The 23,711-nt window shown below is 69.7% G+C and carries 24 protein-coding genes and 1 pseudogene; 13 read left to right on the plus strand and 12 right to left on the minus strand.

Annotation, left to right across the window (positions count from 1 at the left end):
- Positions 1 to 3 precede the first annotated feature (3 nt).
- The gene (locus IE271_RS33295) at positions 4 to 945 is read right to left on the minus strand and encodes an alpha/beta hydrolase (RefSeq protein WP_190194219.1); all 942 of its coding nucleotides are present in this window, start codon (positions 943 to 945) and stop codon (positions 4 to 6) included.
- Positions 946 to 1,291: 346 nt separating this feature from the next.
- A complete protein-coding gene (locus IE271_RS33300) occupies positions 1,292 to 2,578 on the minus strand; it encodes a PucR family transcriptional regulator (protein WP_190194220.1) in 1,287 nt (428 codons plus the stop codon).
- A 268-nt stretch (positions 2,579 to 2,846) separates the two neighbouring features.
- Here IE271_RS33300 and IE271_RS33305 point away from each other — a divergent pair, with 268 nt between their 5' ends.
- From IE271_RS33305 to IE271_RS33320, 4 genes are all read left to right on the plus strand, one after another.
- Positions 2,847 to 4,685, plus strand: a complete 1,839-nt coding sequence (locus IE271_RS33305; RefSeq protein ID WP_190194221.1) for a DUF3556 domain-containing protein — start codon at positions 2,847 to 2,849, stop codon at positions 4,683 to 4,685.
- 41 nt (positions 4,686 to 4,726) lie between these two features.
- On the plus strand, positions 4,727 to 6,223 hold the full coding sequence (locus IE271_RS33310) for a class I adenylate-forming enzyme family protein (RefSeq protein ID WP_190194222.1): 1,497 nt from the start codon (positions 4,727 to 4,729) through the stop codon (positions 6,221 to 6,223).
- Positions 6,220 to 7,644: a phytoene desaturase family protein gene (locus tag IE271_RS33315; protein WP_190194223.1), complete on the plus strand. Its 1,425-nt coding sequence runs from the start codon at positions 6,220 to 6,222 to the stop codon at positions 7,642 to 7,644. The genes IE271_RS33310 and IE271_RS33315 overlap by 4 nt, the downstream gene beginning before the upstream one ends.
- A gap of 595 nt (positions 7,645 to 8,239) precedes the next feature.
- Positions 8,240 to 8,413: a hypothetical protein gene (locus tag IE271_RS33320; protein WP_190194224.1), complete on the plus strand. Its 174-nt coding sequence runs from the start codon at positions 8,240 to 8,242 to the stop codon at positions 8,411 to 8,413.
- Positions 8,414 to 9,003: 590 nt separating this feature from the next.
- Here IE271_RS33320 and IE271_RS33325 read toward each other — a convergent pair.
- A complete protein-coding gene (locus IE271_RS33325; RefSeq protein WP_190194225.1) occupies positions 9,004 to 9,474 on the minus strand; it encodes a p23/wos2 family protein in 471 nt (156 codons plus the stop codon).
- Between the two features lie 272 nt (positions 9,475 to 9,746).
- On the opposite strand from IE271_RS33325, the gene IE271_RS33330 reads away from it, so the two are divergent.
- Positions 9,747 to 10,616, plus strand: a complete 870-nt coding sequence (locus tag IE271_RS33330; RefSeq protein ID WP_190194226.1) for a site-specific integrase — start codon at positions 9,747 to 9,749, stop codon at positions 10,614 to 10,616.
- Between the two features lie 85 nt (positions 10,617 to 10,701).
- On the opposite strand, the gene IE271_RS33335 is transcribed toward IE271_RS33330, so the two are convergent.
- The 4 genes from IE271_RS33335 to IE271_RS33350 all read right to left on the minus strand — a co-directional run bounded on the left by IE271_RS33335 (position 10,702) and on the right by IE271_RS33350 (position 13,376).
- Positions 10,702 to 11,469 (minus strand): VOC family protein, encoded by a 768-nt coding sequence (locus IE271_RS33335; protein ID WP_190194227.1) that lies wholly within the window; start codon positions 11,467 to 11,469, stop codon positions 10,702 to 10,704.
- 327 nt (positions 11,470 to 11,796) lie between these two features.
- Positions 11,797 to 12,297, minus strand: a complete 501-nt coding sequence (gene tpx, locus IE271_RS33340) for a thiol peroxidase (protein WP_190194228.1) — start codon at positions 12,295 to 12,297, stop codon at positions 11,797 to 11,799.
- Positions 12,298 to 12,495: 198 nt separating this feature from the next.
- A complete protein-coding gene (locus tag IE271_RS33345) occupies positions 12,496 to 12,855 on the minus strand; it encodes an ML domain-containing protein (protein WP_190194229.1) in 360 nt (119 codons plus the stop codon).
- Positions 12,856 to 12,902: 47 nt separating this feature from the next.
- Positions 12,903 to 13,376 (minus strand): hypothetical protein, encoded by a 474-nt coding sequence (locus IE271_RS33350; RefSeq protein WP_190194230.1) that lies wholly within the window; start codon positions 13,374 to 13,376, stop codon positions 12,903 to 12,905.
- Positions 13,377 to 13,759: 383 nt separating this feature from the next.
- On the opposite strand from IE271_RS33350, the gene IE271_RS33355 reads away from it, so the two are divergent.
- Positions 13,760 to 13,942: a hypothetical protein gene (locus IE271_RS33355; protein ID WP_190194231.1), complete on the plus strand. Its 183-nt coding sequence runs from the start codon at positions 13,760 to 13,762 to the stop codon at positions 13,940 to 13,942.
- 70 nt (positions 13,943 to 14,012) lie between these two features.
- Here the strand turns inward: IE271_RS33355 and trxB are convergent, their stop codons facing one another.
- Positions 14,013 to 14,987 (minus strand): thioredoxin-disulfide reductase, encoded by a 975-nt coding sequence (gene trxB, locus IE271_RS33360; protein WP_190194232.1) that lies wholly within the window; start codon positions 14,985 to 14,987, stop codon positions 14,013 to 14,015.
- Complete coding sequence (locus tag IE271_RS33365; RefSeq protein ID WP_190194233.1) at positions 14,984 to 15,418, minus strand: arsenate reductase ArsC; 435 nt, start codon at positions 15,416 to 15,418, stop codon at positions 14,984 to 14,986. Before IE271_RS33365 ends, trxB begins: the two co-directional genes overlap by 4 nt.
- A gap of 91 nt (positions 15,419 to 15,509) precedes the next feature.
- Here IE271_RS33365 and IE271_RS33370 point away from each other — a divergent pair, with 91 nt between their 5' ends.
- The 3 genes from IE271_RS33370 to IE271_RS33380 are packed head-to-tail and all read left to right on the plus strand — an operon-like array spanning position 15,510 to position 17,988.
- A complete protein-coding gene (locus tag IE271_RS33370; RefSeq protein ID WP_030931680.1) occupies positions 15,510 to 15,818 on the plus strand; it encodes an ArsR/SmtB family transcription factor in 309 nt (102 codons plus the stop codon).
- Positions 15,815 to 16,933 carry an ACR3 family arsenite efflux transporter gene (arsB, locus tag IE271_RS33375; protein ID WP_190194234.1) on the plus strand — a complete coding sequence of 373 codons (1,119 nt, stop codon included), beginning with the start codon at positions 15,815 to 15,817 and terminating at the stop codon, positions 16,931 to 16,933. The genes IE271_RS33370 and arsB overlap by 4 nt, the downstream gene beginning before the upstream one ends.
- Entirely contained in the window at positions 16,930 to 17,988 is a 1,059-nt protein-coding gene (locus IE271_RS33380; protein WP_190194235.1) for an ArsO family NAD(P)H-dependent flavin-containing monooxygenase, read from the plus strand. The genes arsB and IE271_RS33380 overlap by 4 nt, the downstream gene beginning before the upstream one ends.
- Positions 17,989 to 17,992: 4 nt before the next feature.
- Here the strand turns inward: IE271_RS33380 and IE271_RS33385 are convergent, their stop codons facing one another.
- Genes IE271_RS33385 through IE271_RS33395 form a run of 3 tightly spaced genes read right to left on the minus strand, consistent with a single transcriptional unit; the run spans position 17,993 to position 20,001 of the window.
- Positions 17,993 to 18,502, minus strand: a complete 510-nt coding sequence (locus IE271_RS33385) for a GNAT family N-acetyltransferase (RefSeq protein ID WP_229919721.1) — start codon at positions 18,500 to 18,502, stop codon at positions 17,993 to 17,995.
- Positions 18,503 to 18,525: 23 nt separating this feature from the next.
- The gene (locus tag IE271_RS33390; protein WP_085573763.1) at positions 18,526 to 18,900 is read right to left on the minus strand and encodes an ArsR/SmtB family transcription factor; all 375 of its coding nucleotides are present in this window, start codon (positions 18,898 to 18,900) and stop codon (positions 18,526 to 18,528) included.
- A 39-nt stretch (positions 18,901 to 18,939) separates the two neighbouring features.
- A complete protein-coding gene (locus IE271_RS33395) occupies positions 18,940 to 20,001 on the minus strand; it encodes a flavin-containing monooxygenase (protein ID WP_190194236.1) in 1,062 nt (353 codons plus the stop codon).
- Positions 20,002 to 20,110: 109 nt separating this feature from the next.
- Here IE271_RS33395 and IE271_RS33400 point away from each other — a divergent pair, with 109 nt between their 5' ends.
- From IE271_RS33400 to IE271_RS33415, 4 genes and pseudogenes are all read left to right on the plus strand, one after another.
- Positions 20,111 to 21,502: an NAD(P)-binding domain-containing protein gene (locus tag IE271_RS33400; protein WP_190194237.1), complete on the plus strand. Its 1,392-nt coding sequence runs from the start codon at positions 20,111 to 20,113 to the stop codon at positions 21,500 to 21,502.
- Positions 21,499 to 22,746 carry an MFS transporter gene (locus IE271_RS33405; RefSeq protein ID WP_190194238.1) on the plus strand — a complete coding sequence of 416 codons (1,248 nt, stop codon included), beginning with the start codon at positions 21,499 to 21,501 and terminating at the stop codon, positions 22,744 to 22,746. Before IE271_RS33400 ends, IE271_RS33405 begins: the two co-directional genes overlap by 4 nt.
- Before the next feature lie 141 nt (positions 22,747 to 22,887).
- The gene (locus tag IE271_RS33410) at positions 22,888 to 23,331 is read left to right on the plus strand and encodes a DUF6884 domain-containing protein (RefSeq protein ID WP_190194239.1); all 444 of its coding nucleotides are present in this window, start codon (positions 22,888 to 22,890) and stop codon (positions 23,329 to 23,331) included.
- Positions 23,332 to 23,382: 51 nt separating this feature from the next.
- Positions 23,383 to 23,711, plus strand: a pseudogene (locus IE271_RS33415) (phosphoadenosine phosphosulfate reductase); the annotation flags it as partial.

Raw genomic sequence — 23,711 nt, forward strand, 5'->3', positions numbered from 1 at the left:
AACTCATACGCGCTTCTTTGGCAGAGAAGGGACGTGGCGGTGCAAGAACTCGATCTGGTCCGCGATGACGGTGTCGAACAGGGGCTCGACATAGGGATCGAAGTGGCCACCCTCGTAGACGCGAACGGTGGAGTGCCGCATCTTGCCTGCTGCGTGCTCGGCGACGCGCCGGGGAGTGATCGCGTCCTGCGCGACGATCTGGACCAAGACCGGGCACTCGATGTTCCCGGCCCAACGCTGGGGTGAGTAGAAGCCGATCCTCAGCGCGATGCGGGCTGCCACGGTGTGGGGGTAGGCGTCCTCCTTCAGCCCCGACTCACGGAGGAGCGTGTGCATGCCTGGATAGGCGTCAGGCGAGGTCATCATCGCGGTGCGGCCGGGAAGGTCGACGCTCTTGATGTACACAGGTTCACGACCGAGCCGGGCGGCGATCGCGTCACGAATTCCCGGCACGGCCACCCTGAGAGCGGCTCGCAGGCCGGTCGACCTCACCGCTGCCGGGCCGCTGACGTGCGGGACCTGAGCGATGACGGCGGCGAGAGGCTCTCCTTGGCCGGCGATGGTGATGACGTGGCCGCCGGCGAACGACGTCCCCCACGCCACGACTCGGGTATGGTCGACCCCCTCGAGCGACTTGGCGTAGCGAAGGGCGGCGCGCCAGTCCTCGTGCTGCATCGCGATGTCCAGGACCTGGCGCGGCTCACCCTCGCTCTCCCCGAAGTTTCGGTAGTCGAAGACCACGACGATGTACCCGGCAGCGGCGAAGCGCTCGGCGTAGGCGTAGAGCCGCAGCGCACGCACCGAGCCGAAGCCGTGCGCCATCACGACGACGGGCAGCGGCCGATCTGCAGCGGTGGGCCGGTAGACGCGCGCAGCGCAGCGGGTGCCGCTGGAGTCGAACCACTCCTCCGACGTCGTGAACGTGCCGTTGAACGGCTCGGCCATGGTGCACTCCTCGTCTCAGTAAATCGTCTTGTATGACATTCAAGCCGGTAAATGGTTCTTAAACCGCGGACAGCGGTCCACGCGGTCGCGCGCCGCTTCCGCAGTCGCCGCGCCGTCACCGCGTCATAGACGGTGTGACGATCGTCCCGGAGGGGCCAGGGGCCCCGCGAAGCACGCCGGTGTGCTGGTGATCCTCGTGGTGCTCGCAGCGTGACCTCCGTCATGGCGAGGCGCCCAGACTCGCTCGTGCCGACAGAGAAGTCCTCGTTCGGACACACCAAAAAGAGCGACTCGTGCCGTAGTCGTAGACCAATCCGTTCTCAGCTGTACGGGGATCTGGTCGAGATCACGGAGATCGGGAGAGCACGGCAGGTCCGAGCCAGCGACATGCGGCGAGTGCGAGCTCGAGGTCGAACCGGTCCTCCTCGATCGGCCGCCCCCGCAGCTGCACTGCTTTGTCCACCCGGTACTTGACCGTGTTCTTGTGAAGGTGGACCTTCGCGGCGGTCGCGACAAAGCTCTGGTTCTCTTGGAGGAAGACGGTGAGGGTCTCACGCAGCCGCTCGACGCCTTCGTCGTCCTGCGCCAGGCCCCCGAGCATCGATGCGACGAGGTCGCGGGCGATGGTGAGGTCGCCTGCGAGGACCGCGGCTGCCCTGACTCCGGGGGCGGTGAACGACGTGATCTGGTGGGCCCGATCGGCGCCGATGACGGCGACCTGGTGAGCTCGCAGCGCCTGGCGGTGTGTCGCACGGAAGCCCGCGAGTCCCGTCCCGACCGCGCCGATCGCCGCCTTCACCTCATCCCCTGCCTCACCAAGGACTCGGGCCAAGCGGTCGAGGTCGATGCTCGCCCCTGCTTGCAGCGGCACCCAGCCCCAGCCGAGCGAGCGGTCCTGCGGGACGAATAGCGGCGACGACTCCGAACCAACCTCCTGGGCTATCGCGCTGGTTAGCTGCCCGAGACGCTCCAGCGGGCCCGTCGAGGCCATCCGCTCGTCCGCCCAGAGGACGAGTCCAAGGTGTTCCTGGCGGAGTCGGTAGCCAAGTACCTGCTCTGCCGCGGCCACGTCCACCTCGTCTCCGGCGAGGAGCGCGCTCAGCGTGGCCGTGCGGATCGTGTTGCGATTCGCCAGCCACCGCTCCCGCTCGGTCTCGTACTCCTCCACGACCTGCTCGGAAACCCGGTCGATGTAGGCGAAGGCGGTGTCCTGGAGTACCTGCAAGGCCGCGAACGAGACCCTGCCGTCCGGCTCGGCGCCGGCCAGCTCCCTGGCCACCCAGTCAAGGACGCGCCGGTGACCGAGGCGGTATGCGCGCAGCAGGGCGTTCGAGGAGATCTCGCGCTGCGCAAGACGTCGCGCGTACTCGACGGCCGGCCACGGCGCCTCCACCGCGTCGACCGGGACCCCGTACTGCGCGACGTGGAAGAAGGTCTTCACGTTGCTCTCCACACTCGCGTAGAGGAGGTCGAGCATCAGCTGGTCTCCGCGAAGCTCCGAGATCGACTCGGCGAGTTCGACCTGCAGCACGCGCGCGACGTCGTCGAGCTGCGCGCTCGTGGCCGCGGCGATGTCCGCGACGCGGGCGGCCGCGCGGCGGGCGATCTCCTCGCGGTCCGCCGAGGGATCCATGGTCGGCCTTTCCTCCTGCGTCGGTCCCCGGGCACAGGTGCGCGGTGGGCTCTTGGATTGTCACTACTCGAACCGCAGCTAGAAGTCCGTACGGAGACCAATCCCTACCAACTCTTTTGGTTCGCGAGCACAGTGTTCCAGGTCTCACCGACTCCTTACAGTCCGTGCGTCCGGATCGCCTGACGCGGCCTCGGAAGCCGACGGCGCGCCACCCTGGCGCGGCAGCGACCGATGCGTGCCGCCCGGACCACCACCACGAGGAGCACCCATGGGATTCATCAAACCGTCGCCGCAGCCGGTCGAGCCGGCGGCCTTCCTGAGGCTTCCCCTGCGCGAGCGCGTTCGCATCCTTTGCACCCACTGGGTCGACGACGGGTTCGGCACACCGCGTGTGCTGCACGTCGTCTACATCATCAAGATGCTCGGCCTCTACTTCGGTGTCGGCATCTGGATCGCGTCGGCGACGTCTGGGATCGAGTTCACCGACGTCGGCTCCTGGTACCGCAACATCGTCGTGTACCAGAAGCTGGCCGTGTGGCTGATGCTGCTCGAGGTGATCGGACTCGGCGGCGCATTCGGTCCCTTGTGCGGCCACTTCCGCCCGATGATCGGCAACATTCGGTACTGGATCCGTCCCGGCACCATTCGCATGGCGCCCTGGGGCAGCCGCGTGCCGCTCACTGGCGGCGACGAGCGCACCTGGTTCGACGTCGCGCTCTTCGTCGGCGTGCTCACCAGCCTCGTCTACCCGCTGGCCGCGCCGGCCGAGGCCGTGCCGGGCGAGTTCCTTCCGGCGGGCACCGGCACGCAGGAGCTCATCGCGCCGCACTACTTCATCCCGGTTCTCGTCCTCATGCCCCTGATGGGCCTGCGTGACAAGGTCGTCTTCCTGGCCGGCCGGTCCGAGCAGTACCTGCCGATCATGCTGTTCTCGGCGCTGCTGGGGACCATCAGCAGCACCGCGGACTTCATCGACCTCGTCGTGGTGTTCAAAATCGTCATCTGCGTCGTGTGGATCGGCGCCGGCGTGTCCAAGTTCGGTACCCACTTCGAGAACGTCGTGCCGCCGATGGTCTCCAACAGCCCGGCCATGCCAGGACGAGCCGTCAAGCGTCTGCACTACCGAGACGCCCCGAATGATCTGCGCCCCTCCCGCGTCGCCTACTTCATGGCGCACGTCGGCGGCACCGCGGTCGAGATCATCGTCCCGATCACCCTGCTGCTCACGACGAGCGCGACCGTGGCCCTGATCGGCGCGCTCTGCATGCTGGCCTTCCACATCTTCATCACCTCGACCTTCCCGCTTGCCGTCCCACTGGAGTGGAATGTCTTCTTCGGGTTCATCGCGATCGTCCTGTGGGTCGGGTTCGATCCCGGCACGTACAACATCTGGAACTTCTCCGAGTCGCTGCTGCTCGTCCCGGTCTTCGCGCTGCTGATGTTCGGGCCGGTCCTGGGCAACCTGCGTCCCGACCTCGTCTCCTTCCTGCCCTCCATGCGCCAGTACGCAGGGAACTGGGCCTCGGCCGTGTGGGCGATGAAGCCCGGCGTGGAGGAGCGACTCAACGAGCTGCCCGGCGTGGAGAACCAGATCGACCAGCTGCAGCGCATGGTCCCGACTCCGTACGAGCGCGACGATGCCGAGATGACGTTGCAGAAGGCGCTCGCCTGGCGCTCGATGCACAGCCAGGGGCGCGGCTTGTTCTCGCTTCTGTACACGCACCTCGCCGACATCGAGACACGCATCGTCCGCGAGGGCGAGTTCGTGTGCAACACCATCCTCGGCTTCAACTTCGGCGACGGCCACATGCACGACGCCCGCCTCGTCGCGGCCGTGCAAAAGCGCCTCGGCCTCGAGCCCGGCGACCTGGTCGTGGTCTGGGTCGAGTCCCAGCCCATCCACCGGCGCACCCAGCAGTATCAGGTGATCGACGCCGCCCTGGGCGTCGTCGAGCGTGGGACGTGGAAGGTCGCCGACTGCGTGGCGGAGCAGCCTTGGCTGCCCAACGGCCCCGTCCCGCTGAACGTCACCTGGACCGCCGCCGGCTACCACCGTCGGCAGCCCCTCGGCGCAAACCCGAACCGTCCCGATGAGACACCCGCCTGACCCCTCGTTGGCTGCCTCCCTCTCTCCTCGAAGGACGCCCTATGCACCTCGCATCTCTTCCCTCAAGGCGGGCCGGCGCCCGACCCGACAGCCCGTGCCTCTCCGACGAGACCGTCGGCACGCTCACCAATGAGGCCTTCGCAGCACGGGTTGAGGCCGCGTCCTGCGTGTTCGCGACCCACGGGGTGGCTCGCGGCGCGGTGGTCGCGGTCCGATTGCCGAACCGGACGGACCTCGTGGTCGCGCTCTTCGCCGCCTGGCGCCTCGGTGCCGCCGTCACACCGGTGAACCCCGCCCTGGCCGGCGCTGAGGTCGAGTATCAGGTCGCCGACTCCGGCTCGCGCGTGCTCGTCACCCACGACGGCCTTTCGCTGGAGGGCGTCACGACACTCGCGCCCGAGGACCTCACCGCGACCGATGCAGGAGTCGACGTGGACCCGGCCGAGCCGGACCTCGACGACCTAGCCCTGCTCGTCTACACGAGCGGCACCACCGGACGCCCCAAGGGCGTCGAGCTCACCCACGCCAACCTCGACGCGATGACGGGAGCAATGGTCGAGGCGCTGTCGCTCGACGAGCGCGACCACAGCCTGCTGATCCTGCCGCTGTTCCACGTGAACGGTATCGTGGTCAGCGTGCTGGCGCCCCTGCGCGCGGGTGGGCAGGCGACCATCACCGGGCGCTTCAACCCTCAGACCTTCTTCGCGACCCTCGAGACCGCGCGTCCCACCTACTTCTCGGGAGTTCCGGCGATCTACACGATGCTCGCGAACCTGCCCTTGGAGGTCGAGCCGGACACCAGCTCGCTGCGCTTCGTCGCCTGCGGAGCGGCTCCGATGCCGGCTGCGCTCATCGGTCGGATCGAGGAACGCTTCGGCGTGGTGCTGGTCGAGGGCTACGGGCTCTCCGAGGGCACCTGCGCCTCGACGAGCAACCCGCTCGACGGTGTCCGCAAGCCCGGCACGGTCGGCGTCGCCCTCCCCGGCCAGACGGTCGCCGTCATGGCCCCGGACGGCACCCTGGTGCCGCTGGGCGAGCGCGGCGAGGTCGTCATCCAGGGCCCCACGGTGATGCGCGGCTACCTCAACAGGCCCGAGGAGACCGCCCAGGCCCTCAAAGACGGCTGGCTGCACACCGGCGACGTCGGCGTCCTCGACGAGGACGGCTACCTGCGGATCGTTGACCGGGTGAAGGACATGATCATCCGCGGTGGCGAGAACATCTATCCCCAGGAGATCGAGCACGCCATCCACGCACACCCAGCCGTCCTCGAGGCCGCGGTAGTCGGCCGCCCCCACCCCGTCATGGGCGAGGAGCCCGTCGCGTTCGTCGCCCTGAAGGAGGGCGCGTCCCTCGACGAGGACGAGCTCGTCGCGTTCCTGACGGAGCGGATCGCAAAGTTCAAGCTGCCGACTTCGGTGACCTTCATCGACGAGGTGCCCAAGAACCCCGTCGGCAAGTTCGACAAGCCGCGTCTGCGCACCGCCGTCGCGCCGACGAGCGCATCAGCCGTGAGCTCGGACGAGGAGACATCGTGACGACCGCTGTCGTCGTCGGCAGCGGCCCCAACGGCCTCGCGGCCGCGCTCGTACTGGCCGACGCCGGGGTCCGGGTGCGCGTCATCGAGGCTGCCGACACCCTGGGGGGCGGCACGCGCTCGGCGGAACTGACCCTTCCGGGACTCGTGCACGACGTGTGCGCGGCGATCCACCCACTGGCGATCGCCACGCGGTTCTCAAAGGCGTTCGACCTCGCCGAGCACGGCTTGTCGTGGGTGGAGCCGCAGGTGCAGTACTCCCACCCGCTTGACCACGGACGCGGCGCCGCCGCCTACCGCTCGGTCGAGGAGACCGGCCGCGACCTCGGCGGGCGCGACGGCCGCACCTGGACCCGCGTGTTCGGCTCGCTGAACGACCGTTTCGACACGATCGCCGACGAGTTCCTGCAGCCGGTGCTCCACATCCCAAGGCATCCGCTCCACCTCGGCCGTTTCGGACTGTACGCCGGGCAACCCGCCTCGCTCCTGGCCCGACGCTGGCACGAGGACGAGGCCCGCGCTCTGCTCGCCGGGCTCGCCGCGCACGCCTTCCGCCCGCTCGACGCCCTCGCGTCCTCGGCCATCGGCGTGGCGCTCGGCACCGCCGCCCACCGGTACGGCTGGGGTGCCGCCGTCGGCGGCTCGGCCGCCATCTCCACGGCGATGATCGCCGCAGCGAAGCAGCGGGGCGTGCTGTTCGAGACCGGACACACGGTCACCAGCCTCGAAGAGCTCGGCCCCGCCGACCTTGTCATGCTCGACACTGCCCCCGGCGCCGCGGCCGACATCATCGGCGACCGACTCCCACGGCACACCGCACGCGCGTACCGCACCTACCGCCACGGCCCGGGCGCCTTCAAGGTCGACTTCGCCGTCGAGGGCGGTGTGCCGTGGACGCACGAGCCGAGCCGACACGCCGGCACGGTGCACGTCGGCGGGACGTTCGAGGAGATCGCGTCAGCCGAGGCGAGCGTCGCCCGCGGCCGCATGCCGGACCGGCCATTCGTCCTGGCAGCGCAGCAGTACCTCGCTGACCCCTCGCGGTCCGCCGACGGTGTGCACCCGTTCTACACCTACGCCCACGTGCCGGCCGGCTACACCGGGGACGCGACGGAGGCAATCGTCGCCCAGATCGAGCGCTTCGCGCCCGGCTTCCGCGACCGCATCCGCAGCACGGCCGTGTGCAGCACCACCGAAATGTCCCGCAAGAACGCCAACTACGTCGGCGGCGACATCGTGTCCGGCTCTAACCACCCGCTTCAGCTCGTGTTCCGTCCCCGCGTCACGCTGCACCCCTACGCCACCGGGGTCGACGGGGTCTTCATCTGCTCGGCCGCCACGCCTCCCGGAGCCGGTGCACACGGCATGTCGGGCTACTGGGCCGCACAGGCCGCCCTCCGAAAGGTCACCGCCGCCAAGTAGAGGCACCGCTGTGGGCCGCGAGGTTACTGGCGCTCCTACCACCTGCCATTGCGGGCACTGCCCGACCAGGGTCGCCTTCGTGGCCCGCTGTCTTGAAATCAATCGAGCTTCAACTGGACGGTGTCCTGAGAGACCATCCATGGCTCACGATCGGGTCGACTTGGGGTCCCAGCTTGGATCAGAATGTCCAGGCCGAAAGGCAGATCGAACCGAGCATCGGCACGAGTACCTTTCTTCAGGCGACGTCCTGAGGTGAGGTCCTTGGTCTCCCGTAAGCAATCGCCCGGCAACCCGGACACATCGACAACTCGTACGTCGTAAAGCGAAAGGTCACAGACCGAAGGATGTGCTCGGACTGTCTGCTGCCGAAGAGCCCCTCTTAGAGGGTGCCCGACTCGGAACCCACACGGCGAGGGCGTAGACGCACACCTCCTCATATGGGTTCGCCCGCAGGCAGCGTCGGGATTCTGCGAACCCGCGCGCTTCCGAGCGGGCCGCCCAGAAGATCGGCCGCCAGGAGCAGGGCTGCAAGTACGCCACCGCCAAGCTCGTGGCCCTGGGGGCGCCTGCTCCGCGGGCCGGCTGCGATCCGGCCGTGTGGCTGCGCGAGGCCCTGGCCGCCGTCGGCGCCCGCAATCTACGTCACCGGGGCATGCACCGTTTCATCTACCGGCTCGGCCGCAACCGACGCGAGCGCGAGCAGATCCGGCTCGGTCTCCCCTCCGTTCAGTCCTACCCCAAGCGCCCCGATCCCGAGCCGGCGGGCTGACAAGAGGCCACCCGCCACCTGGCCGCCACCACCGTGTGCGACCGGGGCGGCCGTGCCCCTGCCCCGTCCCTGTTCACCGCCCGGCCGCATGCTCCGGCCAAGCTTCCCGAAAGGCCTTCCCATGCACTCATCCCTGCCCGCTTCCACCACCGAACCGGTTCTGCCAAGGCTCCCCGCGGCGCAGCACGAGGCGATCGTGACCGCGGCCGGGCGTCCCGACCAGCGTGTGCCCGGCCGCGGGGAGCCTGTGGCCCGGCCGGAGGGGGCGCCGTTTGCGCCTCGGCCCGGTCCTGGAGCCGGCCGACGGCGCGGGGCAGCGGCGGCGCCCGGCCGTCCAGGCCCTTCGGGCACACGCCGCGCGTAGCGCTGGCACGGTGACGGCCCGGGGCCCTGCCCCGCACGCGTGGCACTCCCTGCCCCTTCGCGGCGCACCCCTCCGGTTCCGCCGGAGGCTTTCGGGCAGCTTTGGTGTGACCGTGAGTGATGACCGCGCGGTCGTCCTTGCCCGGTGTCAGGCCAGGGCCGGCGGGCTTGCGGACGGCTGTGTGCACGGCGGGCGGACCGCCGTCCTCGCCGTTCTCAGGGAGGACCTACTGCCTGCGCATCTCGTCGATGTCCGCCTCGGCCATGCTTCCCAGACCGCCCATGGAGTCGAAGTCGTCCGTGAAGTCGCTGTCCTGGCCGTCTTGCTCGTCCTGGTCCACCCACTTGTCGAAGTCGATCTTGACGTGGGAGGTCTTGTCCTTCGTCAGACGAGGCCAGTACTCCTCCTTCGTCTCGCTCTTGCGCAGAACCAGGGACAGAGCGCGTGAGGTGAGCCGCCGGGAGGACTTCTGCGGATCGATCTCGGCGTAGAAGTCGAGGTCGGCCGCGTAGTCGGCTGCCGTTCCGCCCGTGCCGGCGGTGGCGCTGAAGTGCAGTGACGTGGACGTCAGCTCGCAGACGAGCGTGCCCTCCTGAATGTCACGCAGATTGACGGTCACATACAGGATGTTTTTCGCCGGGTCCGACGCACTGCTTCGCTGTGCCCACACGATCTCGGGCTTGCTGATGTCACCCATCACGCCTCAATCACCTAGAGCGATCTTTGCATCTCTCACAGTAACCAAACTTTGGTGGCGAGGTCACCGCAAGGCAGTCTCTGAGGTCCGGTGTCAGCCCGACGACGCGGCCGGTCGGAGTCGCGAACAAGGCACAGTGCCCAGCGCCGCGCGCCCGCCGCTACCGGCTCCGCCGGCGAACGCCGCCAGATCGAAGCCCGGGGATGCAGGACGGGACCCGGGGGCTGCTAATCCCAGATGCCGAGTTTCGCCGAGACGCGCACCAGAAGCGCTTGGAGGCCGAGCTCGCCGCAGTGCCTGCGACGATCGCACAGGAACTCGCAGTCTGGATCAAGGCCGTGCGCGGAGAGGGCAAGTGGGAGCACGCCGGCCGCAGCTACCGCAGCCTCGCCCGCTACTGGCATGTCCTGGACCCGATCCTCAAGAAGTGGATCGCAGACGGCGTCGAGAGCCTGCGCGAGATCACCAAGGACGACGTCAAACGAGCCATCGCCACCCGCAAGGGGACGCCGGCCCGCTCCATCCACATCGTCCTGCGGAACGTCTTCCGTGCCCTGCGGCAGGAAAACGTGATCTTCCGCGATCCCACCCGCGGGCTCGTCTTCGCCGGAATCAACAAGACCCCGCCCTCCGTTCCCTCGGACCGGCTGGCCGGCGTCCTCAGCCACGCACGCAACGACTTCCAGCGCTTGGTGATGGTGCTGGTCTGCGTCCACGCACTCAGCGGCACCGACATGCGCCACCTGCTACTCACCGACCTCGACCTGCCCCGTGAACGCCTCATCATCCGACGCCCCGGCAAACGCCACATCATCTACCTGGACGAGCTCACCTACCGCTGCGCCTCCGAATGGCTGCGCGAACGTCACCGCCGCTGGCCGGCGACCACCAACCCGCATCTACTGATCAACCGATGGACCGCGGTAGACACCACCCACTCGCCCATCGGCACCACATTCACCGCCATCTTCCGGCCCACCGGACTCACGATGCCGACGCTGCGGCAGGACCGGATCCGTGACGAGGCGTTCGAGGTCAACGACCCGCTCCACCTGATGCGCCTGTTCGGCATCTCCCCGCAGACCGCCATGCGGTACATCACCGCAGCCCACCCGGAACGCACAGCGAAGCTGCCCCGGTGAGTGCGAGCGGCATCCACCGACTCGCACTCATCAGGGGCCTGGTTAGGCGGTGCCGCCAAACAAGGCAGGCGATACGGGGAAGGGCCTACTCCGTGAGGCTGATCACCGTGAAGACGGCGCCCTGTGGGTCCGCCACGACGGCCGTCCGGCCCTGCGGGCCGTCGGACGCCGGGGTGATCACCCTGCCGCCCGCCCTCAGCAGCGCGTCCACCGTGCTGTCGGTGTCGGTCACCGCGAAGTACGGCAGCCAGTGTGAGGCCGCCCCTGAGGGGGTGCCCTCCATGTTGGTGATGCCACCGGCGGGGAGGTCGTCGACGGTGAGCACGTAGTAGTCGCTCTCCGTCTCACTGGAGCCGAGGCTGAACGCCTCTTTGTAGAAGGACACGGCGCTGTCGATGTCCGAGGTGCGCAGCTCGTTCCAGGCGAGCGCGCCGGGTTCGTTGACCACCTGGGCGCCGTAGAATTCGATGGGCTGCCAGACGCCGATGGCGGCGCCAGTCGGGTCCAGGGCCACCAGCATCCGGCCGAGGGTAGCGACGTCCATCGCCGGGGCCGTCACAGAGCCGCCCGCCCTGGTGATCGCGGCTTGGGTGGCGTCCACCTTGGTGCTGGCCAGGTAGGTGGTCCACGCCGGGAGACCGCCCCCGTTCATCGGCTGGGCCTTCATGATGCCGGCCACCGGCTTGCCGTTCAGGGTGCACGTCGCGTACCCGCCAACCTCCGGCGGGCCGATCTCACCCTGCCAGCCGAACAGGTCCCGGTAGAAGTCGATGGCCGCCTGCTGGTCAGGGACCATCAGGTCGACCCAGCAGGGCATGCCGGGCCGGTAGTGCGAAGCGGTCACTTCGGGCATCTGCGGTCTCTCCCATGCGATGCTGCCCCGGCCAGGCCGGGGCGTGTGGTGGCCCCCGGACTCACCCTCACCGGCTCGGGCATCGTCCGCCACCTGAGACAGCTCTGGGCGACGTGCCGCGGCACCATGATCCACAACCGTGATCAGGTGAAGACACCGTCTGAGATTCCGGAGTCTCTCGTACGAGTTACTGCGACCTGGTCTACGAGAATCCTGGGCCCTCGCGCCTTCGGCCGCGGGAGGGCCCAGCAAGACCGCCCGCCCCACCTGGCCCCCGACCACCGCATGTGACCCCAGGCGTCACGCACTCGGCCGGCCGGACAGGTGCTACTTCAGGACCGCGAAGGCAGCGTCGTAGTCGGGCTCGGCGGCGACATCAGCAGCGAATTGCGAATGCAGCACCACGTCGCGTTCGTCCAGCACCACCACGGCGGTGGCGGCCACCCCGGCAAGCGGGCCGCCGGCGATCTGCACGCCGTACTGTTGCAGGAAGTGGGGTGCACGCAGGGTCGACAGGGTGATCACGTTGTCCAGGCCCTCGGCGCTGCAGAACCGGGAGTGCGTGAAGGGCAGATCGGCGGAGACGCACAGCACTGCGGTGTTGGCCAGATCGCCGGCCCTGCCGTTGAGCTTGCGCACAGAGGCCGCGCACGTGGCGTCGTCGACGCTCGGAAAGAAGCTGAGGAGCTTGCGCTTGCCCGCCAGGTCACGCAGCGACAGGTCCTGCAGACTCTTGTCGACCAGCCTGAAGTCAGGCGCCTTCTCGCCCTTCGAGAGCAGTGGGCCCTCGACCTGAACGGGGCGTCCTTGGAGTGTGATCTGAGCCATGGAAAACCTTTCTGAAGCGTTAGCACTGGGACGCCTTCGCCCGCCATTACCGGTGAAGACGCCTGACGGAGTTTCGGGTGTGTCGCTCACGAGCCGCGAGGGGTCACGTTCCCGGTGGTCATTCAGTCCGCGCCACCCCGTCGCACGCCCGTAAAGGGTGCGGCTGAGGCTTGTTCACCGGCTCTGGGTGCCGGGCACTCAGGAAAGGGAGAAGGCGATGTCAACGCGGCCGATCTCCGTGCTGTCCTGGTCCATGAACGACAAAATCCCCCTGTATTTACCTGCGGGCCAGTTCTCGTCGACGGTGAACGTGGCCTGCGGGGCGTAAGGGCCCGCTTCGGTCGCGGGGAGAGCCTCCTCTGCGCTCACCAGATGCACCACCCCGAACTTGACCTTCGTCTGCACCGTGCCGCTGGTGATGGGGACACGAAGGGCACCGACCGCGGTCACGGTGACGGACTGTCCTTTGGCAGGGGTCTGCGGGTCGAACCGCACGAAGTCGACCACGAAGTCGTGGTCGGCGGTCCCGGCGTCGTCCCAGGTGAAGGTGCTCGTCATGTGGTGCTCCATTCCGGTAGGTGAACCGAGAGGTCGGCAGGTCCGCTCTAGGCGGGCACGGTCGCGTCGCTCGTACCGATCACGTTGTCGTCGCAGACGACACGGAGCTGTACGCCGGTGACGTCGTCGGTGGTCGTGTCCTTGAACTGGTGCTCGAATGCCGACGTTCCCGGCGGGTTGATGGTCGCGCCGATCTCCTGGAAGGTCACGGCCGGCAGATCACCGACGTGCAGGAGACAGGCTTCGCCCTCGTAAAACCCCTCGTTGAACTGGCCGGTCATCAGGACCGTGCGGGAATCGATCTGGGTGAACGTCACCTGGCCGCCCAGGAAGCCGGTGTAGGCGCTGTCGCCGATGTCCCTGTACGGAACCGCTCGGGTGGCTTGCGCGGCCCCTGCCGCTTCCCCGATCGTGGTCCTCCCCGCAGCGGACGCCGTCGGCGAGGCGGCGACCGAAATGAGCCCCGCCGCCACCACGGCTGCGGTCACCGCGGATCGCCAGGCAGTCCTTCCGAACCTCATGCACTGCTCCTTCGACATCGAGGCGGAATGCCCCATACGCGGCTGCGCCGCCGGACACCCTTCCTCAACGGTGACAGATAGTAATAGAAAGATCACGCACTGACACCGGGGGGCATTGCGCTGATGCTTGTGCCGGGCCCTAACCTTCGGGAAACCCAGGTCGCAACCGAGCGGCTGGAATAGGGAAAGAGCTAACGGTGCTCGCGTGGGGCCTGGCCGAGCGGCTAGCGCCCCGTCGCCCGGCAACGACACGATCGCGTCCCTCCCCACGCCGATCGACAACATCCGCCAAGCAGGGAACTGACGCGAAGCTCACATCAGAACTCCTATTGACGTCCGAGTTGCGGCACTGCGGCGTCCAGGAATCCGCGAACCCACGCGCTTTGCACCGGCACCTGCTTAAGGGATTCACGCTGGACGGCCTGCGACAGGACCGGACCCTGAACGAGGCGTTCGAGACCGGCGATCCGCTGAAGCTGATGCGCCTGTTCGGCATCACGGAGAAGACCGCCATGCACTACGTCGGGGTGGCCCACCCGGAGAAGACCTCCCAGCTTCCCCGGTGACGGCCAGCGGCGGGAACGACAGTGGCGGGGCCGCCCGGAGCTTCCGGACGACCCCGCCTGCCAGTACCGCTCAGGCCGGGACGGCAGCGGTCTCCGGCTCGGTCTCGGACGTGCCGCGGGCGGCGAGGTAGCGCTCTGCGTCCAGGGCAGCGGCCGCGCCGGTTCCGGCGGCGGTGATGGCTTGGCGGTAGGTGTGATCGACGACGTCGCCGGCCGCGAACACTCCTGGCAGGCTCGTACGCGTCGTCGGGGAGGCCACCTGGATGTAGCCCTCGCTGTCCAGCTCGAGCTGGCCGGTGAACAGCTCGGTGCGCGGGTCGTGGCCGATGGCGATGAACAGGCCCGTCACGTCCAGGTCGCGCGTGGCGCCGGTGAAGACGTCGCGCAGGACGACGCCGCCGAGCATGCCGTTCGTCTCCTTGATCTGGGCGATCTCGCTGTCGAAAGCGAAGGAGATCTTGTCGTCGGCGAAGGCCCGGTTCTGCATGACCTTGGAGGCGCGCAGGGTGGAGCGGCGGTGGACGACGGTGACGGAGCGGGCGAAGCGGGTGAGGAAGGTGGCTTCCTCCATGGCGGTGTCGCCGCCGCCGACCACGACGATGTCGCGGTCGCGGAAGAAGAAGCCGTCACAGGTCGCGCACCAGGAGACACCGCGGCCGGAGAGTGCGTCCTCGTTCGGCAGGCCGAGCTTGCGGTAACCGGAACCGGTCGCGATGATCACGGTCTTCGCGCGGTGGACGGTGCCGGCGGAGTCGGTGAGGAGCTTGATGTCGCCGGTGAGGTTCACCTCGACGATGTCGTCGTCGACCATCTCGGCGCCGAACTTCTCGGCCTGGGCCCGCATGTTCTCCATCAGCACCGGGCCGTCGACGCCTTGGGGGAAGCCCGGGAAGTTCTCGACCTCGGTGGTGGTCGTGAGCGATCCGCCGACGAAGATGCTGCTGCCGAACAGCAGGGGTTGCAGCTGGGCGCGGGCGGTGTAGAGGGCGGCGGTGTAGCCGGCCGGGCCGGAGCCGATGATGACGACGTGGCGTATCTCGCTCACGCCGTCGCCTCCGGCTTCGCCGGGGCGATCTCGGCGATCAGTCCCTCGACCAGGGTCCTGATCTCGTCGCGGATCGGGCGGACGGCCTCGACGCCCTGGCCGGCCGGATCGTCCAGCTTCCAGTCCAGGTAGCGCTTGCCGGGGAAGACGGGGCAGGTGTCGCCGCAGCCCATGGTGATGCAGACGTCCGACTCGCGGACCGCGTCGACGGTGAGGATCTTCGGGACCTCGGCGGAGATGTCGATGCCGACCTCGGCCATGGCCTCGACGGCGGCCGGGTTGACCTGGTCGCCGGGGTTGGAGCCGGCGGAGCGGACCTCGACGCGGTCGCCGGCCAGGTGGGTCAGCCAGGCGGCGGCCATCTGGGAGCGGCCGGCGTTGTGGACGCAGACGAACAGGACGGACGGCTTCGTGCCGGGGCTCTCGGGCATGAGGGGCTCTCTCGTCTCGCGGCGGCTGCACGCCACCCATGACATCAGCATCCGCTGGTATCAGCGAACGGTGATGTGAGAGTATCAGCGCATGCTGACTTCAGTCGATCCTGATGTGATCCGGGCGCTGGGCGATCCGCTCCGGCTGCAGATCGTGACCCTGCTGGCGCGCGAGACGCTGTGCACCACGCACCTGGTGGAGGAGACCGGGGCCAAGCAGACCAACCTGTCCAACCACATGAAGGTGCTGCGCGAGGCCGGGCTGGTGGAGACCGAGCCGTGCGGCCGGTTCACCTACTACAAGCTCAAGCCCGACGTTCTGGCCGGTTTGTCCGGACAGTTCGCCGAGCTCGCCGAATCCGCCCGCACCGCCGCCGAAAACAAGAGGGCCTGCCCGTGACCTCCACCGAGCCCACCACCGCCCGCGCCACGAACGCCGAGGCGGCTGGGGACGACTCGATCGTCAAGAAGCTCTCCACCCTCGACCGCTACCTCGCAGTGTGGATCCTCATCGCCATGGCGGTCGGCCTCGGGCTCGGCCGGCTCATCCCGGGACTGAACGACGCCCTGGCGAAGGTGGAGATCGGCGGGATCTCCCTGCCGATCGCGCTCGGCCTGCTGATCATGATGTATCCCGTGCTGGCGAAGGTCCGCTACGACCGGCTCGACGCCGTCACCGGCGACCGGAAGCTGATGATTTCCTCGCTGGTCATCAACTGGATCGTCGGCCCGGCGGTCATGTTCGCGCTGGCATGGATCTTCCTGCCGGACCTGCCCGAGTACCGCACCGGCCTGATCATCGTCGGTCTGGCCCGCTGCATCGCCATGGTCATCATCTGGAACGACCTGGCCTGTGGCGACCGCGAGGCCGCCGCCGTCCTCGTCGCTTTGAACTCGGTCTTCCAGGTCCTCGCGTTCGGCCTGCTGGGCTGGTTCTACCTCGACCTGCTGCCCGGCTGGCTGGGCCTCGGCGACGGCGAGCACCTCGACATCTCCATGGGGAAGATCGCGCTCAACGTCGTCATCTTCCTCGGCATCCCGCTCGCCGCCGGGTTCCTCACCCGCCGCCTGGGCGAGAAGAAGCTCGGCCGCGCCGACTACGAGTCGAAGTTCCTGCCGAAGATCGGCCCCTGGGCGCTGTACGGGCTGCTGTTCACGATCGTCATCCTCTTCGCCCTCCAGGGCAAGACCATCACCTCACAGCCCCTCGACGTCGCCCGGATCGCGCTGCCGCTGCTGGTCTACTTCGCGGTCATGTTCTTCGGCACCTTCCTCCTGGGCAAGGGCCTGGGTCTGGCCTACGACCGCACCGCGACCCTCGCCTTCACCGCGGCGGGCAACAACTTCGAGCTGGCCATCGCGGTCGCCATCGCCACCTTCGGCGTCACCTCCGGCCAAGCCCTGTCCGGCGTTGTCGGCCCGCTCATCGAAGTCCCAGTGCTGATCGGCCTGGTCTACGTCGCGCTTGCCTGGCGAAGGAAGTTCGCCCCGGGCGCGGTAACGACGGCCCCGTGACCCAGCAGACGGATGTGGTGGTGGTCGGCGGCGGCCAGGCAGGGCTCGCCGCCGGCTACCACCTGCGCCGCCAAGGTCTCGACTTCGTGATCCTGGACGCGGAGGCGGCGCCGGGCGGGTCGTGGCAGCACATGTGGGACTCGCTGCACCTGTTCTCCCCGGCGGAGCACTCCTCGCTCCCCGGCCGCCTCATGCCCGCCCAAGGAGGCGAGACGTACCCGGGCGCCGGGCACGTGGTGGACTACCTCGCCGACTACGAGAAGCGCTACGACCTGCCCGTCCAGCGCGGCACCCGCGTGGACGCCGTACGCCGCGACGCAGACCGGCTCCTGGTCGAAGCGGACTCCGGCACGTGGCGGGCCCGCGCGGTCATCAGCGCCACCGGTATCTGGTCGCGGCCGTTCCTGCCCGCCGTCCCTGGCAGATCGGTCTTCACCGGGCGGCAGCTACACACGGTGAACTACCGCTGTCCGGCCGACTTCGCCGACCAGCGCGTCATCGTGGTCGGCGGCGGCAACTCCGGCGCCCAGATCGCCGCCGACCTCGCCCTCGACGGCCGAGTCGAGGTGACGTGGGTGACCCAACGCCCGCCGCGGTTCCTGCCGGACGACATCGACGGCCGGGCCCTGTTCGATGTCGCCACCGCCCGCCGCCGCGCCCTGGACGTCGGCCGCACCGACACCGGCGGGGTCGCCTCCCTCGGCGACATCGTGGCCGTGCCGCCCGTCCGCGCCGCCCGCGACGCCGGACTCCTGACCGCGAAGCCGATGTTCGCGCAGCTCGCCCCTACCGGTCTCCGGTGGGCTGACGGCAACCAGAGCGACGCGGACGCGGTGATCTGGTGCACCGGCTTCCGCCCGGCCCTGTCCCACCTTGCCCCGCTGAACCTGCGCGGCCCGCGCGGCCACATCCCCACCGACGGCACGCGCGCTCTGGGCGAGCCGCGGCTGCATCTGCTCGGCTACGGCGACTGGACCGGCCCGGCCTCGGCCACCCTCATCGGCGTCGGCCGCACCGCCCGCGACGCTGTCCGCGCGATCGCCCAGCTGTCGTGACCGGTCAGGTGATGGCGGGGCTGCGGCGCTCGACGAGGACGACGTCGCGCCAGACGCCGTGATGGCGCCCGATCCGCTCCCGTGTGCCGAGGACACGGAAGCCGGCCCGCTCATGGACAGCGAGGCTGGCGGTGTTCTCGGGGAAGATCCCCGACTGGATCGTCCAGATCCCGGCCCGTTCGGTGGAATCCACTAGAGTTTTCAGCAGGGCGGAGGCGACGCCGCGGCCGCGGGCGTCCGGGTGGACGTAGACGGAGTGCTCGACCACCCCCGCGTACGCGCACCGGTCGGAGACCCGGCTCGCGGCCACCCAGCCCAGCACCGCCCCGTCCGCGTCCAGGGCGGCGAAGCGGTGCTCGGGCAGTTTCGCCGCGTCGAACGCCTCCCAGGTCGGTGCGACGGTCTCGAAGGTGGCGTTCCCCTCGTCGATCCCCGCCTGATAGATGGCGAGCACCTGCCCCGCGTGCTTCGGCGCCAGCGGCACGATCACCGCGCTCGCCAATCCGCTCCCCACGACGTTCCCCCCTCCCGTACCGGTCAGGCCGCGGCCGGCAGGGCCAGCAGCTTGCCCATCGCCGCCAGCACGGACGGCTCAACCCGGTAATAGACCCAGGTGCCGCGCCGCTCGGAGGTGAGCAGCCCAGCCTCCTTCAGCTTCTTCAGGTGATGGGACACCGTCGGCTGGGAGACACCGACGTCGGAGATGTCGCACACGCACGCCTCCCCGCCCTCGTGCGAGGCCACAGCGGAGAACAGCCGCAGGCGGACCGGGTCGCCGAGCGCCTTGAACATCCGCGCGGCGGTCTCGGCCTCCTCGGCGGTCATCGGCCGCTCGGTCAGCGGCGGGCAGCACGGCGCCACGCCCTGACCGTCGGCGGGCTCGAGCAGCGGCAGCACCTTCGCATTCGACATGCGTCTATGTTGACACATGTCGAACCAAGCGGGCGAGGGTCACTGAGTCCGTAGATGCGCGGCAAGGTGGCGGGCGATGCGGTCGGCGTCCCGGCCGACCCCGCGCAGGGAGTTGGAGGACAGGGAGCGCTGCCACTCCAGCCCGGTGAACGCCAGGCCCGACACGGTAGCCGAGACGCCGCCGCGTTGCCGGGGGTGCCCGGCGGCGTCGAGCGCGCGGTCCAAGCCGTCCAGGTATGGCAGGTCGGGCCGGTAGCCGGTGGCCAGCACGATCGCGTCGACTTCCTCGCGGCTCCCGTCCGTCCAGCAGACCTTCGCGCCGTCGATGCCGGTGAAGACCGGCCGCCGGTCCGGGGCGCCCTGGTTGAGGGCGGCGCGGTAGCGGCCGTCGTCGATGACGAGCTGTGTGGGCGGCTGACGCAGCAGGCCGCCGAGCGGGGCGGCGTCCAGGCCGGTGCGCCGCAGCCAGAAGTGCAGGTCGCGTCCGGCGATCTTCTGGCGGGCGAACTTCACCGGCGCGCGGCTGGCGAGCGTGACCCGCGCGGTCGTGGCGAGCTCGGCGGCGATCTGCACGGCGGAATTTCCCGCGCCCACCACCACGACCCGCTGGCCGGCGAAGGGTTTCGGGCGGCGGTACTCGGCTGTGTGCAGCACTGTGCCGGTGGAGCCTTCCAGACCGGGAAGGGCGGGTCGATGAGGGTGGCCGAACGTGCCGGACGCCGCGACCACGGCCCGCGCGGCCAGTGCACGGTTGCCGTCGGCCACCTCCACCTCGAAGCCTGCATCGCCTCGCCGTACGCCGGTGACTCGGTGGCCGGTACGGATGTCCACGTCCAGGCGTGTGGCGTACGCCGCCAGGTAGGCGGCGACCTCGTCCCGGTGCGGGTAGTGGTCCGGATCACCGGGGAACGGCATGCCAGGCAGGGAGCTGTACCGGGCCGGGGAGAACAGGGTGAGGCTGTCGTAGTACCGCGGCCACGACCCGGCCGCGGCGCCGGACGCCTCCAGCACCACCGGCCGAAGGCCCTCGCGCAGCAGGGCGTGGGCGGCGGCAAGGCCGGACTGCCCGCCCCCGATCACCGCGACGTCAACGTACTCCATGAACGAACCTCCTGGATTCGATGAATGTCTATGTTGACGTCTATCGATACAGGTGCCATGCTGGGCCGCGCAAGCCATCGACAGATGTCGAAACACGCAAGGAGTCGCCGTGAACGCGCCCGCCACCACCGAGCTGCCCGTCATCGTGATCGGCGCCGGACCCGCCGGTCTGGCCGCCGCCGCCCACCTGCTCGAGCGCGGCATCGAGCCCCTGGTCCTCGAAGCCGGGCCTGCCGCCGGCGCAGCGGTGCGCGAGTGGTCGCACGTGCGGCTGTTCTCCACCTGGGGCGAGGTCGTCGACCCGGCCGCCGAGAAGCTGCTCGCCCCCACCGGCTGGACCCGCCCCGACCCGGCGACCTACCCCTCCGGCGGCGACTGGTGCGAGCAGTACCTGCAGCCGCTCGCCGAGGCCCTCGGCGAGCGCGTACGCACTGGTGCCGAGGTCACCGGGGTCTCCCGGGCCGGCCGGGACCGGATCGTCGACGCCGACCGCGACGTCCAGCCCTTCGTCGTCCACGTCACCTACACCGACGGCTGCGAGGAACGGCTGTTTGCCCGCGCGGTCATCGACGCCTCCGGCACGTGGACCACGCCGTCTCCGGCCGGCGGCAGCGGTCTGTCCGCGCTCGGCGAGAAGGCCGCCGCGGACCGGATCACCTACCGCGTCCCGGACCTGAAGGACCCCGCCGTCCGGGCCCGGTACGCGGGCAAGCGCACCGCCGTGATCGGCTCGGGCGCCTCCGCCTTCACCGCTCTCGCCTACCTCGCCGACCTCGCCAAGTCCGACGACGGTGCGGGAACGAAGGGCGTGTGGATCCTGCGCCGCGGCATCTCCGGCTCCACCTTCGGCGGCGGCGAAGCCGACCAGCTCCCCGCCCGCGGCGCCCTGGGCCTGGCGGCGAAGGCCGCCGTCGACGAGGGCCACGCGGACGCGGTCACCGGTTTCCGCACAGAAGCGATCGAGCGGGCAGACGACGGCCGCCTGATCCTGGTCGGCGAGGACGGCCGCCGCCTGGACCCGGTCGACGAGGTCATCGTCCTGACCGGCTTCCGCCCCGACCTGTCCTTCCTCGACGAGCTGCGCCTCGGGCTCGACGAGCGCCTCCAGGCGCCCGTCGCCCTGGCACCGCTGATCGACCCCAACCAGCACTCCTGCGGCACCGTCTACCCCCACGGCCACCGCGAGCTCTCCCACCCCGAACAGGGCATCTACCTGGTCGGCATGAAGTCCTACGGCCGCGCCCCCACGTTCCTCGCCATGACCGGCTACGAGCAGGTCCGCTCCGTCGCCGCCGCGATCGCCGGCGACCTCGACGCCGCCGACCGCGTCGAACTGACCCTGCCCGAGACCGGAGTCTGCGGCGGCGCCGGCCTTTTCGACGCCCCCGAATCCGACCAGAGCGGCGGCTGCTGCGCCCCGGCGCCCCAGCTCGGCACCCCGGTGGCCGTCGGTGCCACCGCAGCCGAGGAGGCTCCGGCGGGCGGCTGTTGCGGCTCGTGACCGACCTCAACACCTCAGCCCGCGGGGCCGCGACCGGATCGGGGGACCGGTCGCGGCCCCGCGCCGCCCTGCCCGCACTCTGCCTGACGCAGATCACCAGCTGGGGCATCGTCTACTACGCCTTCCCCGTCCTGAACCCCGAGATCACGCACGCGACTGGCTGGTCGGCGGGCGCGACCACCGCGGCCTTCTCGCTCGCCCTCGTCGTCTCGGCCCTCGCAGGAATCCGCGTCGGCCGGGTCCTGGACCGGCGCGGCCCGCGCGCCGTCATGACCGCCGGCTCCGTCCTCGGCACCGTCAGCCTGCTACTCGTGGCCTTGGCCCCCAACCTGCCTGTCTTCTTCGCCGGTTGGGCCCTCGCCGGACTCGCAATGGCGACCACGTTCTACCAGCCCGCCTTCGCCGCCCTCACCCGCTGGTGGGCCCCCGACCACGTCCGCGCGCTCACCATCGTCACACTCGCCGGCGGACTCGCCTCCACCGTCTTCGCACCCCTGACCGCCCTGCTCGCCGAGCACCTCTCCTGGCGGCACACCTACCTGGCCCTCGCCGGACTGCTCGCCGCCCTGACCATCCCCGCGCACACCCTGGCGCTGCGTGCACCCTGGCCGCCCGCCCCACCTGCCGCGCGGGGCATCACCGACGGGGCCACGCCCGTCGTCAGAAGCCGCCCGTTCTGGCTTCTGGCCGCTGCGTTCACCGTGTCGGCGTTCGCGATGTACGCCGTGGTCGTCGCCCTCGTCCCGCTGCTGCTCGAACGCGGCTACTCAACCGCCCAGGCCGCCTGGGTCCTCGGCATCGGCGGCGCCGGACAGACGCTGGGACGCACCCTGTACGCGGGCCTCGCCCGGCGTACGACCGCGACCACGCGCACCACGGTCCTCATCACCCTGGGCGGCTTCACCACCATCGCCTTCGCCGTGACGCCAGGCCCATACGTCCTGCTGATCGCCGTATCGGTCGCGGCCGGCATGGTGCGCGGCAACCTCACCCTGCTCCAGGCCACCGCGGTCACCGACCGCTGGGGCCACACCCACTACGGCCGTCTCTCCGGCCTCCTCGCGGCCCCGGCTACCACCGCCGCGGCACTCGCTCCCTTCGCCGGCGCCGCACTCGCGCCCCTCCTCGGCGGCTATCCCCACCTCTTCGGGCTGCTGGCCACCGCATCGCTCCTTGCCGCGCTCATCGCCACCTGCTCAGACCCCACCGGGATGCGCAAGGAGCCACGCTCCTCGTCAAGCTGACGGGGACCACCGCCCCCGCGAACTCGCTCCTGGATCCCTCTCCACGACGATCTGGCGAGCGGGTTCTCCGTTCCACCACTCCGGGAATCCGCGAACCCGCGCGCTTCCGCCTGTGGGGACAAGAAACGGCCCCATCCGGGCGTGAACGAGTACGGCAACGCGCATGCGGGCTACCCCGCCGGCGAGCTGTACATCGGCGACTACCACCTCTCGCTGCGCCGGGCGGCAGACGCCCTCACCGACTTGTCGCTGATCCGGATCCTGTCCGCGCTGCACGGGCTGGTGGACCTCAAGCGGCCGCTGCTCCCCTACAACGTGCGCCCCGGCGACCCGAAGGCCATCACCCCCGAGAAGGTCGCCGTGCACGCCGCCCGCCTCGGAGTCCACGACGCCGACGTGATCTTCCTCGGGGGCCAGGACTACATCAGGCTGCTGCGCCCGTGCGTCCCGCACCTGTTCACGCCGCTGTCGGGCGGCATGCACCACCAGCGCGGCCAGTGCCGGCAGGCCCGCGAACAATCCGAGCTCCGCCGGCAGTGGTGGCAGGCGGCCGCCGACCTGCATGCCGCCCACCACCCGGCCTGAGGCCGTCCGTCCCCGCCCCAACGTTTCGTTCTCGCTCTCCTTGGAGGAGCCGTGTCCGTACATTCCACCGTCTGCCCGGCCAGCCGCCCCGATCTGGCCGCCTACGACCTCCTTGCCCTGCAGCTGTCCGGCGGCAAGGACAGCAACCTCACGGCCTGGGCGTTCATGCAGGACGCCGCGGCGGCCGGCGTCACCGACCGGGTGATCAGCTACCACGCCACACTCGGACCGCTGGAGTGGCCCGCCGTCTCCTACCGGGGCACCCTCTATCCGTCGATGTCCTCGCTCGCCGCCGCCCAGAGCGCGGCCTACGGCATCCCCGCCCACCGGCACGTGGAGGTCGCCCGGCCCGCGTTCCTGCTCACCGAGATCGCCGCCTA

It is taken from the genome of Streptomyces minutiscleroticus (assembly GCF_014650875.1).
Lineage (GTDB): Bacteria > Actinomycetota > Actinomycetes > Streptomycetales > Streptomycetaceae > Streptomyces > Streptomyces minutiscleroticus.

Excerpts from the sequence above, each read along its gene's own strand:
- IE271_RS33370 (WP_030931680.1), top strand. The coding sequence starts at position 15,510 with ATGCTGACTTCAGTCGATCCTGATGTGATCCGGGCGCTGGGCGATCCG.
- IE271_RS33300 (WP_190194220.1), bottom strand. The coding sequence starts at position 2,578 with ATGGATCCCTCGGCGGACCGCGAGGAGATCGCCCGCCGCGCGGCCGCC.
- tpx (WP_190194228.1), bottom strand. The coding sequence starts at position 12,297 with ATGGCTCAGATCACACTCCAAGGACGCCCCGTTCAGGTCGAGGGCCCA.
- IE271_RS33305 (WP_190194221.1), top strand. The coding sequence starts at position 2,847 with ATGGGATTCATCAAACCGTCGCCGCAGCCGGTCGAGCCGGCGGCCTTC.
- IE271_RS33350 (WP_190194230.1), bottom strand. The coding sequence starts at position 13,376 with ATGAGGTTCGGAAGGACTGCCTGGCGATCCGCGGTGACCGCAGCCGTG.
- IE271_RS33335 (WP_190194227.1), bottom strand. The coding sequence starts at position 11,469 with ATGCCCGAAGTGACCGCTTCGCACTACCGGCCCGGCATGCCCTGCTGG.
- IE271_RS33310 (WP_190194222.1), top strand. The coding sequence starts at position 4,727 with ATGCACCTCGCATCTCTTCCCTCAAGGCGGGCCGGCGCCCGACCCGAC.
- IE271_RS33365 (WP_190194233.1), bottom strand. The coding sequence starts at position 15,418 with ATGCCCGAGAGCCCCGGCACGAAGCCGTCCGTCCTGTTCGTCTGCGTC.
- IE271_RS33390 (WP_085573763.1), bottom strand. The coding sequence starts at position 18,900 with ATGTCGAATGCGAAGGTGCTGCCGCTGCTCGAGCCCGCCGACGGTCAG.
- IE271_RS33325 (WP_190194225.1), bottom strand. The coding sequence starts at position 9,474 with ATGGGTGACATCAGCAAGCCCGAGATCGTGTGGGCACAGCGAAGCAGT.
- IE271_RS33395 (WP_190194236.1), bottom strand. The coding sequence starts at position 20,001 with ATGGAGTACGTTGACGTCGCGGTGATCGGGGGCGGGCAGTCCGGCCTT.
- IE271_RS33295 (WP_190194219.1), bottom strand. The coding sequence starts at position 945 with ATGGCCGAGCCGTTCAACGGCACGTTCACGACGTCGGAGGAGTGGTTC.
- IE271_RS33345 (WP_190194229.1), bottom strand. The coding sequence starts at position 12,855 with ATGACGAGCACCTTCACCTGGGACGACGCCGGGACCGCCGACCACGAC.